Raw genomic sequence first — 12776 nt, forward strand, 5'->3', positions numbered from 1 at the left:
GGCCGCCAAGCGATGGCGGGCGCTCAACGGCTCCGAACTCCTACCGGACGTGCTCCGAGGGACCCCCTTCCAAGACGGCCTCCCGCTCCAAGAAGCCGCCGCCTGATTCAACCGCCGTACACAACTCTTGACGATATCTCAACCGACCTCAGAACGTGCGTTGCGGCGATTTGGAAGCAAACCAAAGTCGCACCCGACGATTCTTCAACAAGCAGTCGGTGGGCGCCTCTTCGGGCAGCCGCGCGGTCCGGCGAGCCCAATGGTAGGCATAAACGGACGTAGTCATTTGAGCGATCCGACAGGCGGAATCTGCGAGGCCGGCTTTGGCACCAGCGGGTGCACCCAGGTCCGAAATAACGTTCTGTCGGGTTTCGTACCCATAAGCGGATTAACTGTTAGCCGGGCGAGAGTCGGCGTTGGCGATTCCTCGGGCCAGAGGGCACTTCGGTCGAGGATCGTCGGGATGGCGAAGTTCGCCGTGGCCTTGACGCTTGACCGCGTTTCCCACCTGCCGTATCGCGATTCCCTACATGTTGATGAAGTCCCGAGTCACTGCCTTTCGGGCTTTCCTTGCCGGCGTGGGGTGTGTGGCTACGCCTGCTGCTCACGGCGCCACGACGCTCCCGGTGGTTAACTCGGGCTTCGAGGACACTACGGGGTCCGTCTCGATCTTCAACGAGTTCAGCTTCGGTGGCTTTCTGGGATGGGAGGTCTACGACGACCCGCCCGGGCTCGTGGGCGCTGGCGCCAGCAACCCGTTCTATGTTGGCACGCTCCAGCCGCAGCCTGACGCGACCAGCCCCGGGGATTTCATCTTCTTCCCCAATGGCGCACCCGAAGGGGATCGCGTCGCGATTGCCTACAACCGTGCCGGTAGTGGCGGTCTGGGCGAGTACGGATTACAGCAAACCCTGTTCGGCACGCCGCTTGAACCGTTCCGCACCTATACGCTACGAGTCGAGGTCGGGAACATCGCGTCGGGCCGGGCGCTGAGCGGCGAGGACTTCGATCTCAGAGGATTCCCCGGCTACCGCATCGATCTGCTCGCAGGGGGTGTGCCGATCGCCAGCGACGATTCGCAGCTTGCCGGCTTCCTTACCGAGGGCGAGTTCGCCACCAGCACGGTGACCTTCGCGACCGACAGTTCGGACCCACGGCTTGGCCTCGATTTGGGGATCCGCTTGGTCAATCTGAACCAGGTCGATCCGCTGGCCCCCACCGCCGATCTTGAAGTGGACTTCGACGACGTGCGGATCGATTTCGTGCCAACCCTCGTCGGCGACTTTAACTACGACGGCGTCGTCGATAGCGCTGACTACACCGTCTGGCGGGATACGCTCGACTCCACGACGATCCTTGCAGCCGACGCCGACCAGAGTGGCGTCGTGGATACCGCCGGCTACGCTCTGTGGGCTTCGAGTTATGGCGCGACGCTGCTTGAAGTTGGATCGGTCCCGGCCGTCACGGAGGCTTTGAGCGTTCCCGAGCCAGCGGGCGGGGCGCTCTGTTTGATCGCGGCGATGCTCTATCCGACGTTGGCTTCCCGCCGGAAAGTCTAACGGCCGTCATCAAGCGTATTGGGCGAAAGCGACGTCGAGTGACGAGTTGGCGGCGGTGGACGCTTTCTCACCGGTGTCTCTTGCGATTGGACGCGAAGCGGCCTCGTGCTCTTCGCCTGACTCGGCGCGGCTCTGGGAGGTGGTCAGCAGCAGGTCGTCACGCGGAGCCGGCAGAACGGCTGGTCGTTCATCGCGCGCCACGAAAGCGGACCTCACTTTGCTTTGGGGATCGTCGAAGTTGGTCTCGGCCAAGAGCCACGCGAGCGCCGGCATGGGCGCCGGGCTCTGCAGGTCAAAGTTATCCAGAGCGAAGTAGTCGCCCTGCGCCTCGTCGTATCCGAAGTACTCCAAGTTGATCACGAGGTACTCGTAACCCGCGGCGCCGAGATCGACGTCGAACGCTTGCGTCTGCCAAACCGGCAAATCGGCGGGACCCAGATTGGCGTCGACGAGGGTTGTCACCTCGGGAGCGCTCATCAAGTGGATTGGCGACGGGGCTCCGTCCGTCAGCTCCCACTGCCCGTTCACGCCGAACAGGCGTACGCGAAGCACATTGGTGGGGCCCGTCGCGTTCGTGTTGATTGCGTCGAACGAGAATGTCTGCTCGCCACGGCGGACGTGCTCGTCCCGGACCAGCTGGGCGAAGCCGCCGAGGCCGAACTGGGGCGTACCGATCTCGGCGAACCCGGCCGGGTTGCGGACGACGTCGCGGGCGATCCAGCCCTCGCCACGTCGGCCGCTCCAGATGTTGTAGTGCTCGCCGGCGAAAGGCCCGGCGGCGGAGAAGTCTCCATCGACCCATGGGTTCGCATAGTCGCCTACGACGACGGAGATCACGTCGGCGATGGTCGTGAACTCCCCATCATCGTCCCAGACCTTGAGGGCGACGGCGTAGTCGCCGGGTGTGTCGTAGCTGAGCGTCAGGGTGCGTCCGTACGCGTCGTCGTAGGCGCCGTCACCGTCCAGGTCCCAGGCGTACGCGACGATACCGTCGTCACCGGGGCGGACCTCGGGGCTTGGATCGGGGTCGAAGGAAGCCGCGGCGTCTAGCACCACCGACAGCCCCCCGCCCGCCACGAAGCCGAACGCCGCCGTCGGTGCAACGTTTGTCGGCGATCCGTTCGTGCTGAAGGTGGAAGCCTCGTCCAGCACGAAGAGATCAGAGAAGCGATGCGTCAGCGAACTTGGGTTGCTGCCGTTGGTCGGCATGAAGGCGTGCTCGACGCTCGCTACCGAGGCGTTGCGCAGCTCGCTGACCGCGTAGGGGGACATCTCCTGGAGCCGGTCGTTGAAGGGGCTGAACACCTGGAATCCGTACTCGAAGCCCTCGAGCCGCAAGCCGTCGAAGAGGATGTTGTTCGCCTCCTCGTGGTTGTGGCTGATGCCGACCCCCTCAGAATTGTTGGCCTGCTGGCCGGGGCTCGCGAAGTACGGGACGGGCGCGTCGGGGTCGCCGACCACGAGCCCGTTTCGGAAGTCGAAGCGGGTCGAGTAGAAGTTTTGGACGCCGGTCTGGACGCCCCAGACCGTGAAGTTCTCGATCGTCGAGCGGAAGTCGTGGGCGAGTCGGGTCGGGAAGGTGAACTGCCCTTCCATGTCGCCGCTGTCGCGGTTGTGGAGCCACGTGTGGATGCCGCGGTAGCCGTTGTAGGCCACGAGGCCGTCGGCGCCACGCGTCGGTACGTTATTCGGGGTCACCTGCGTGAAGCCGGCGTCGACGAGCGCTTGACGCACGACCGGATCGGCGACCAGCTCGACCGAGATGAGCTCGACGTTCGCCAGCAAGTCGGTGTTGTGGACCAGGTCGAAACCCGCCCCGTTCGTGCTCGCGGCAATGTTGTCTTCTAGGCGGATTCCGAAGCCGCCGCCTTGCACCCAGTAGCCGCTGCCGACGAAGCCCAGATCAAACCGGGGGCCGCGTAGCGTTTGAAAGAACGCCCCGTCGTCGAAGTCGTTGACGAGGTCGCCCGTCGTCTTGACGACCAAGTTGTTCCGCCAGAGGCCCAGCTCGTTCCCGTCTTCGGCAACGATGCCTGCCCCGACGACGTCGAACACGACGTTGTCTTCGAGCACCGCATGGCTATCGTGATGAACGATGCCCCACCCGGGCGTGCCCCAAACGACATTGCCGGTCACCTGCGCCGCCACTCCGTCGAGGTCGTTGGCGCCCAACCGATGCAGGTGGAGGCCGTAGCGACCGCGCGGATTCGTTCCTGTCCCGGGGGAGCCGTCGAAGTTGCCAATCACGGCCGGGTCATCGACAACCAGCCGCTTGTCCGTGCGTCCCAGGTCCTTGAACTGCGCGTGATGGACCTCGGCGTTGGTGTTGTGCATGACCATGAAGTGGCCACGCTGTTGGATCGGGACGTCCGGGTCGCTCGAGCGGACCACGACGTTGCGGGTCAGATTGGCGACGTGGATCGACAGCTCATCGGGGTCGAAAGTCTCGCCGTCGGGTCGCTGGTGGTTCCATAGCAGTGTTGTCAAACCGCTATCGATAGCCGACTGGTTCGTGACGTTTCGGAACGTGACCCGCACGCGGCCGTCAACCACCGACATGCCGGTGATCTCCAGAAGCTCGTCCCCGAACCGCGAGTTCTCGGCGTCGGCAGCGACGATGGCGGCGGCCTGGTTCGCCGTGTTGAGCAGGGCCGGGTTGGCCTCCGTGCCAACCAGCAGGAGCGTGTCGCCGATTCGCCAGCCCGCGGGAAGCAGCGAGTCGGTGAGCTCGATAAACGCTTCGCCCGCTGCGGCGTCGCCGGCGAGCGTGGTGAACTCTTGCTTGGCCGCGCCGTAGACGTTGGTCTCGCCGTGGCTGATGAAGCCGCGGCCGATGAGCGTCGGGTCCTCGGTCTGGCTCAGAGGACCGCCACTAGTGTCAATGAGCACCTCCGCCGTGACCTCGGCGTCGATGGCCTGGGCCGCCGTCCCCAGGTTGATCGTCCCCAGCGGGTCGGAGACGAACGTCTCCACCACGACGCGAGTCGGCTGGTCGTGCCGGAAGGTGAGCACCCCGTCGACACGCAGCCATTCCAACGGGGTGTCGCTCTGCACGTCGTACGTAACCTCGACGGCGTTGTGGATGAGCACCCGCTCTCCCGAGCCAGGCGCCGCGCCGGCCGACCAGATCGTCGGGTCCGACCAAGAGCCGCTACGCACCGCGACGTTCGTGGCGTCGATCGTGTCGATCAGCCGTAACAGGGCCATGTGCTCGGCCGCCCTCGTGCCGTCGTCCGGCGAGCCGTGAGTCGGCGGCCGCATCGACAGGCTGACCGACGCCGTGGATTCCGCGCCCGCAGCGTCGGCGACAACGTAGTCAAAGCGGAGGGGCGCCCCGCTGCCATCGGGCGTGAAGAAGAAGACGCCGTCGCGCAGCTCCACGGACCCGCCGGACGCCGACAGCCCGCGAACGATCGACAGAGGGCCCCCCTCGGGATCGCAATCGTTGGCGAGCGACTGCGACGCGAGAATCGCGGCCGTTTGGCCGTGGTTGATCGAGATCGAATCGTCAACGGTGTTGGGTGGCGTGTTCTCACGCGTTGCGCCGTAGTTGTCACGCCAGATGGTGTAGTCGGCGGCGTTGACGAGCCCGTCGGCGTTCCCGTCGGCAAGGAGGCCCTCGCCGGCCGCACCGTACTGGTTGGCCCAGACAACGTAGTCTTCGCCGTCAACCGTGTTGTTTAAGTCGTAGTCACCCGACAGCAAACCCGGATTTGCCGAGAACATCGTTCTCGCTTCTAACGACTCGACTGCAAGCTGCATGTGGCGCCTTGCTCGGATTCTCTCTCCCTTCATGGATTGTGCTCTCCGTATTCTCTTCCGAGCAACCGCCTCTGCCGGGTGGCTGGACGGTCCGTGGGCTCGTGGGCTCAACGTGTCCTGTAGCTTCCTGTAGCTGACGACAGACCACGGTACCTCGGGGGCAGGGCCACCCAACGTGGCAAGGTCGGCTACGGTTTAGGGAAACAACCCACCGGGTATCGATCCGAACCGGCTTGTTTTCGGCGATTGCGTGGATTGCTGCCTAGAATCTTCTCCGTCTTCTGGTGACCCCCGCCAACGATTCGACGTAGGTAAAACCGTCGACTGCACCAACTCGCGACAAGGAAACTCCGTGAACTAGACTAGGAATATCGGGATTTCGATTTTTTCCAGCAACTGGCCTCCGGCGCCCACTGCGATCGCTAACGGGGGGGGTGTCGGTGTGACCGCCAATTTGCTGATTGGCATCCTGGCAGCGATGCGCGCTGCCATTGCCAATCGCAAGAACGTGCAGCCGATCGGACCGAGACCCAGGGATGCCTGAAGCCCCCGTATCGCAAGAACCGATCTCCAAGCTCCTCGACGCGCTCCGCGCGGGCGAGTCGGACGCGGCTGGACGACTCTGGACGGTTTACTACCAGGTTATCTGCGAACTCGCCGGCACGCGGCTTAAGAAGACGCCTTGCCGACTGTTCGACCAAGAAGACATCGCGTTGAGCGCCTTCAAGAGCTTCTGCGTCGGCGTTCGGGCGGGTCGTTTCCCCGACCTGGGCGACCGCCGAGCCCTGTGGCCGGTCTTGATCGCGTTGACTCTCAGGAAGACCGTGGACGCGGTGCGTCATGAGTCTCGTCAGAAGCGCGGCGGCGGATTACAGCCGATTTCCGCAGGCGAGCACGCCTTGGACTACGCTGTACGCACGCTGCACGCGATGTCTGAGGGGACACACCACGAACTGGTCGTCCAGATCCGTGACTCGGTGCTCCGGCTCAAAGACAATCTGGCGACGATGGGCGACGATCGGCTCGAGACCATCCTCGATTTGAAGCTCTCGGGTCACTCGACGGGGGAGATCGCTAAGGCGATCGGTTGTGTCCCACGGACCGTCGAGCGTAAGCTCCGCCTGATCGAAGACTGTTGGGAACAGATGAACTGAGCATGAACGGGACCCCCGACAATCGTCTCGACGTCCTGAGAGCGGTCAATCGGCTTTGCGACGAGTTCGAATCGGCCCTCGGTTCCGCCGGGTCTCCGCCGCTGAGCGAGTACCTGGCGACGCTCCCCGAAGAGGTCTCGGCCGTGGCGGCTCGGCACCTCGTAGCGCTCGACGTTGATTACCGCCGCCTTCGTGGTGAGGAGCCAACCGCCGACGACTACCGAGAGATCGATTCACTCGATCCGCGTTGGTTGAAGTCGCTCTGCATCGCAGCGTCATCCCCCAGTGGGTCCAACGGCTCCACCCCCAGTAGTTGCGCACGGGTCCAACTGCCGAAAGGAGCCGAGATCGGCGATTACGTCGTCGGCGACCTCATCGGCTTTGGCGGGATGGGCGCTGTTTACGAAGCGACGCACGTCGCGATGCGGCGCCGCGTCGCAATCAAGGTCATCGGCTCACAGGAAGCCAGCCCGTTGGAAGTCGAACGCTTCCGACGCGAAGCCCAGGCCGCCGCTCGGCTGTCGCACCCCAACGTGGTGCGCGCCTACGACGCGGGCGAACAGGAAGGTCTGCTCTACCTCGCGATGGAGTTGATCGACGGGGAGAACCTCGAGCAGCGAGTCGTCCGCTCTGGCCCGCTCTCGGTGACCGAATCGGTCGAGGTGGTGAGGCAGGCGGCGCTCGGTCTGGCGCACGCCCACGACCAAGAGTTGGTGCATCGTGACGTGAAGCCTTCGAATCTCGTGATCACGAGGTCGGGCGAGGTCAAAGTTCTCGACCTCGGACTCGCCCGCTTGGCGGAGCCGACGCAGCTGCCGCTCAGCGAAGCAAGTCAGACCGTCCCGGCTGCATCGAGCGCAGGCGGCACCCTGTCGGGGGACCTGCTTGGAACGATCGACTACGTCGCCCCCGAGCAGGCGATCGACCCCTCTGCGGCGAGCCACGCCGTCGATATCTACGCCCTGGGCTGCACTTGGGGCTACTTGCTCACGGGCGAGTCCTTGTTCGGTCACCTGCCCTCGGGGCAGCGTCTGATTGCCCATCAAGTTGGCGAGGTAGCCCCGCTTCGCGGACGCCGCCCCGACTTGCCCAAGGGTCTCGATCGTCTGCTGCAAAGCATGGTCGCGAAGCGCGTCGAGGAGCGACCCGCCAGCATGCTGGAGGTGGTTAACGCTCTCGACGCCTACCGATCGGAGCGAGCCCAACGTAACGGCAACGGGCGGGCCAGATGGGGGTTGGCGCCACTTTTTGTCGTCGTGTTGCTGTTGGGCTTCGCGTTCACCAGTCGCGAGTCGGGCTACGACGCAGCTCCTCCCCCGCGCGATTTGAGCGTTGCGGAGCGGGCCGCTTTGCAGAGTACAGCGGCCGCACAGCAGGGGCTTCCGCTGCGCCGGACCGGCGTGGCGGAGACCCGGTTGGTGCTCGTACCCGCCGGCGAGTTCTTGATGGGCACGAAGGATCCGCCCTCTCCGCCGATCCTGAAGGAGCATCCCGAGTATCCGCAGCACCCCGTGACGATCTCCCGGCCGTACTACCTCGCCGAGAACGAGACGACCTGCGGTCAGTACCAGCGCTTCGTGTCAGCGACGGGCTACCAAACCATGCCCGAGCGAAAGGGTGGTTGGGCTTGGGGCGTGAAGAACGGGGTCTGGCGTCAGGGCGCTTACACTTGGCGTCAGCTCGGCGACTACCAGCCCGAGGACGATCACCCAGTCACCAACCTGACTTGGCACGACGCGGTCGCCTACTGTCTGTGGCTGACCGCCGAGTCGGGCGACGGCCTACGCTACCGCCTCCCCACGGAGGCCGAGTGGGAGTACGCCTGTCGCGCGGAGTCGGTGTCTCGATGGGAGTTCGGGGACGAAGAGCCGCTGCTTGATGAGTTCGCCTGGTATCTGGCCAATGCGGGACGTACTCCCAAGCCCGTTGCGGCGAAGCAACCCAACGCCTGGGGGCTGCACGACATGTACGGCAACGTGGCCGAATGGTGCCTCGATCAGACGAGCGAAGCCGAACGGTTCTACGATTCGGCCGCGAAGACCGACCCGGCGGGGAGTGAATCCGGTCCGCTCCGCGTGCAGCGCGGCGGCAATTGCCTGTCGCTTCCCGATGAGGTGCGGTCGGCCTCTCGGGCCCACCAGCCGGCCGAGAACCCCACGCGCGGCGGGTTCCGGGTCGCGGCGGAACTGCCCTAACTCTCGTCGCGGGGCCAGCCGCAGACACCGTGGCGAACGGACTGCGGACCGTCCGTCCTTTCCGGGATGGTCACGCTCCGCCGTACCTGATCCGGAAATCCGCGCGGAACTTCCTGTTAATCGGCATGGGATGTCGCATCAGACCGCTGCCTGTCGGTCTAGCTAAGTGGCGAGGGACGCGGTCTATGCGGACAGCGGGGTGTCTCTCGGCTGCTGACTAATCATCCGGAACAAGGAACAGGCAGATGAAGATTCGATTCACCCTCAGTCTGTCGCTGGGGCTTTACCTCTCGGTTGGCGCAGGACTCGCTCACGCTCAGTCGGGAACACCATTCGACGACGGGATTGGTGGGCTTGTCTTGGTGGAGCCCGTTGATCCAGACAGTTGGTTCATTGAGTACATCTTCACCAACATTGCAGGGACCACTCACTCTGCTAGGGACACGATCTTTGAGGACTACGACGACGACGGCGATCTCGACTTGTACGTCATCAACTCGCCGGGGGGCGACAACGCGCTGATGGGCGGGGTCAGTGGGCTCGCGGGCAGCGGCGATTGGGGGGCCGTGGTCCAAGAAGATGGCGACTTCTTGATCTACCTCCGAGACGCCTCCCTCCCCGCCGCGCCGACCGACCTCGCTCCGGCGCCGTTGCCTTCGGACGTCATTGGGACTTCGACGCCAAGCCGCATCGACGACGACGGGGTGCTGAATCTCTTCTCGGTGGACCCGCCCGACGTAGCGTCGTCCGGCATCGGTGCGTTGATCCAGGTGACGCAACTCAAGATACCGGCCGTCACAGGGACGTACGACGCGTTCCTCTCGGCCGATGGCGGCTCACTTGATCTGTTCCTCGCGTCGCCTGAGTTCGGCGGTGGCACGATCCAGATCCGGATGAGCAACTCCAACGTCATCCCCGAGCCCTCGACGGCTTGTTTGCTGTTTGCCGGCGTTGTGACGTGCTTGCGTGGCGGCCGTACGCGACTCGGATCGCCCTCGCGCTGAGGTGGAGGCGACGCATTATTCGCCGCCGTCAGCATTCGCTCCTACCTATGCCCTGCGGAGGCTCCGCAGGTATTCGCGCAAGGACCGTTACGCGTCACTCATCGGCTCGACGTCGAAACCGACGGACGAGTAACCGGAACCGGAGACAAGGCAATGCTTCAGAAAAAAACCTCGGGCCCGGGTCGGGCGGTAATCCGACGAATCCGCATGGCCGCCTGGCTGGCGGCGCTATTTGTGCCCTGCCTGTCGCACGCTGCCGACAAGCAATGGATCGGTGGCGACGGCAATTGGTCGACGAACCTCGACTGGAGCCCCTTCGGCGTCCCAGGGCTGGGCGACACTGCACGGCTTGGTAGCATCGGTTTCGTTGCCGACCAAACCGTCACCGTGGACGGCCAGTTCAGCGTTGGCGGAGTCGAACTCTCGGATGGCATGGTTTTGAACACGGGCCCCGGCAGGTTGGTCGTCCAGGGCGACACGACGATCTCGGGTGCTATGACCACTGGCGTAAACCAGACAGAGCTACGTGTGCAAAACGGAGCGTCGGCGATCGATTTTGACACCGACACGCTCTCGATTTCCCAAGGCGCCCAGGTGCAGATGCTCGGCGGGCGGCTCGATGTCGATCAGCAGCTTCTAATTGGGTTCGGCCCCTCCCGCCTATTTGGCAGTGGCACGGTCGTTCTGGGCGGCGCTGGAACCGCACTCCGAAATGATGGCGAAATCGCCGCAATACTCGGCCTGACGATTCAATCGGTTGGCGGAGGCGCCATCGACCTCGACGGCGTGGGGGGCGGGGGGCGGGTACTGGCAACAACCGGCTCAACCTCACTAGTCTTCTCGGGAGGGACGCTGACCGATGACTTCAGCGGCGACATGGAGATCATCGGCGGAGGCTCGATCGCGATGAACCTATCGTCTCCCTGGGCTATCGATAGCAACGGTTTAATCCGCTTCACCCGAAACGTGGGCGACCCCGGCGCCGCGATCCTCAGCGGCGTGGCGGTCGGCATCGTTGGCGACGTGGAAGTCGATGAAGATGCCTACGGTCGGGTGACAGCGGCGACCACCTTCGTAGCCGGAGCGAGCACCTCGATCGCCGCCGATGGCGTCCTCGAACTCGACGGCAGCTCCGATGTCGCGGGAGGCTCGTTCGCGCTGGACCAGAGGGGCCTCCTCCAGTTCGATGGCGCCACGACCGTCAGCGGAGGACAGTTCACTACCGCAACACGACGGCTGAACGCCGGCATGGTGCTCTTCGCCGGTCCAACGACGTGGGGCGGGGGCGAGACAACGATCAACGGCGCAGCCAGGCAGCAGGGCGCCGCGACCGTCGGCAGTCCCCACGCGATAGCGGGTGGCCTGCTCGACCTGGACGGCGAGACCGGCGGCACGGTCTGGACTATCAACAACTCGCTAACGCTCAACCTCGATAGCATCGCTGACGGGATCACCGACCGCTTCGATGGCGTGATGAACGTTGGCGGGCTCTTCGGGGGACTCTCGCTGAACCTCGCCGAACCGGACGCCGGGTGGGAGATGTCCGGCACGCTCAACCTCACGGGCTTTGGCGTGGCCCCCATCACAAGAGTCGCCGGATCTGCAGTGACGATCACGGGCGACGTAAACGTGGACGGCGGCGCTGGGATCGCCGCGGATTCGACCTTCACCGCTGCGAGCACGGTCAGCTTTGCCAATGCAGCCTCCCGGCTCTTAATGCGCGGCAGCAGCCGCGTCGATCAGAACGCCACTTTCGTCGGGAGCGGGACGCTTTCGAACCACACGACGGGACGAATGGTGCTCGACAACGGTCTGTCGCTAGCCAACGCCGATCTCGCCAACAGCGGGACCCTTGAGATCGGACTCGGACCGGGATCCATCGCGGTTGGCGACTTCACTCAGTTCGGCGCAGGTGAGTGGATCGTCGAGATCGGCGGCGACTTCGCCGCCAGCGAACACGACCAGCTGCTGACGAGTGGATCGGCCACGCTCGCCGGGCAGTTGACGCCCCGGCTGATCGATGTTGGCAATGGGTTCTTCGTGCCGAGCGTTGGCGATGATTTCACGGTCCTCTTGGCGCCGGGGGGCGTCAGCGGCGCTTTCGACCCGATCCCACTCATGGCGATTGGCGGCGAGCTTTTTGAGTGGGAAGTCGAGTACAACGCGACGCAAGCACGACTCGTGCTCGCGGACATCGGCGGGTTGCTGGGCGACTACAACCTCGACGGGGTCGTTGACGCCGCCGACTACACCGTCTGGCGAGACAGTTTGGGAAACGATGCGAACCTCGCCGCCGATGGAAACCAGGACGGCATGGTCAATCAAGCCGACTACGACGTGTGGGTGAGCAACTACGGCGCCTCTCTCGGGGTGGGAGAGGCGGTGGCGGTCCCGGAACCGGCAATGATTTGGCTGGTGATCGGAGCCGTTGCGGGCGCGATACGGCCGCGTCAGGCCGGTTGAGTTGCTCGCAATCGCCAGTCGACGTGCAGGGCTCGGCCTTCAACCGAGCCCTGCACGCCGCTGCGCTCGATCGCAGCACGCTTGACGCACCGATCCCTACGCCGCGCCGCGAGTGGATCTACTCATCGCAACGACCATTGAATGGACTTTGCCATTGAGGTTCGCCAATCGCTATCGATTCCCGTCAGTGGGGTATGGGGGGTATCGGGTAGCCATTTGTTCTACCCCTGATCCGATAGCGGGTCCCTGACCGTGGCGGTTGATCCTCTCGCGGAAGACTACGTAGCCCGGTCCTTCAACCTCACAGTTCCGACCTACCTCTGCCAGTTTCGGCAACCAGCTTGATGCCGAGGTTGCCTCAACTTCGGCGTCTTACGGCGAACAGTAACCTACTGAGGTCGCCATCGCCGACCGCATTTGGCTCAAGCAGCCGCTCGTTCGTAGTGCTTGAGCACCCCCGCCAGCGCCTGGCGACAGACAACTTCCTCCTTCCTGTCCGAGTTATCGTCGAATGTTGTGGACGGCGTAGGTTGAAGAGGGCGGCGGGTTCGTGGAGAAGGGAGGCATCTGACCTCCAACCCTTCACCGGAACCCACCGCCATGAGCGAAGCTACCGCGACGACGATCTCGTTTCCAGAG

At 64.3% G+C, this 12776-nt stretch carries 6 protein-coding genes; 5 read left to right on the forward strand and 1 reads right to left on the reverse strand.

The genetic code is table 11. From position 1 onward, the window contains the following. Positions 1-491 precede the first annotated feature (491 nt). A complete protein-coding gene (locus RIC11_RS01900; protein ID WP_350208134.1) occupies positions 492-1559 on the forward strand; it encodes a hypothetical protein in 1068 nt (355 codons plus the stop codon). A gap of 9 nt (positions 1560-1568) precedes the next feature. Here RIC11_RS01900 and RIC11_RS01905 read toward each other — a convergent pair whose 3' ends face one another. After that, positions 1569-5321, reverse strand: coding sequence for an Ig-like domain-containing protein (locus tag RIC11_RS01905; RefSeq protein ID WP_350208135.1), 3753 nt, complete (start codon positions 5319-5321; stop codon positions 1569-1571). 536 nt (positions 5322-5857) lie between these two features. On the opposite strand from RIC11_RS01905, the gene RIC11_RS01910 reads away from it, so the two are divergent. From RIC11_RS01910 to RIC11_RS01925, 4 genes are all read left to right on the forward strand, one after another. Continuing rightward, positions 5858-6475, forward strand: coding sequence for an ECF-type sigma factor (locus tag RIC11_RS01910; RefSeq protein ID WP_350208136.1), 618 nt, complete (start codon positions 5858-5860; stop codon positions 6473-6475). Between the two features lie 143 nt (positions 6476-6618). After that, a complete protein-coding gene (locus RIC11_RS01915) occupies positions 6619-8670 on the forward strand; it encodes a bifunctional serine/threonine-protein kinase/formylglycine-generating enzyme family protein (protein ID WP_350208137.1) in 2052 nt (683 codons plus the stop codon). A 245-nt stretch (positions 8671-8915) separates the two neighbouring features. Continuing rightward, positions 8916-9674: a hypothetical protein gene (locus tag RIC11_RS01920; protein ID WP_350208138.1), complete on the forward strand. Its 759-nt coding sequence runs from the start codon at positions 8916-8918 to the stop codon at positions 9672-9674. A 153-nt stretch (positions 9675-9827) separates the two neighbouring features. Further along, the gene (locus RIC11_RS01925; RefSeq protein WP_350208139.1) at positions 9828-12137 is read left to right on the forward strand and encodes a hypothetical protein; all 2310 of its coding nucleotides are present in this window, start codon (positions 9828-9830) and stop codon (positions 12135-12137) included. The last annotated feature ends 639 nt before the right edge of the window (positions 12138-12776 follow it).

Source organism: Botrimarina sp., from assembly GCF_040219535.1.
Taxonomy (GTDB): Bacteria; Planctomycetota; Planctomycetia; order Pirellulales; family Lacipirellulaceae; genus Botrimarina.

What these genes read in the sequence shown, in the direction of transcription:
- RIC11_RS01925 (WP_350208139.1), top strand. Translation starts at nt 9,828, where the DNA reads ATGCTTCAGAAAAAAACCTCGGGCCCGGGTCGGGCGGTAATCCGACGA.
- RIC11_RS01905 (WP_350208135.1), bottom strand. Translation starts at nt 5,321, where the DNA reads ATGCAGCTTGCAGTCGAGTCGTTAGAAGCGAGAACGATGTTCTCGGCA.
- RIC11_RS01920 (WP_350208138.1), top strand. Translation starts at nt 8,916, where the DNA reads ATGAAGATTCGATTCACCCTCAGTCTGTCGCTGGGGCTTTACCTCTCG.
- RIC11_RS01910 (WP_350208136.1), top strand. Translation starts at nt 5,858, where the DNA reads ATGCCTGAAGCCCCCGTATCGCAAGAACCGATCTCCAAGCTCCTCGAC.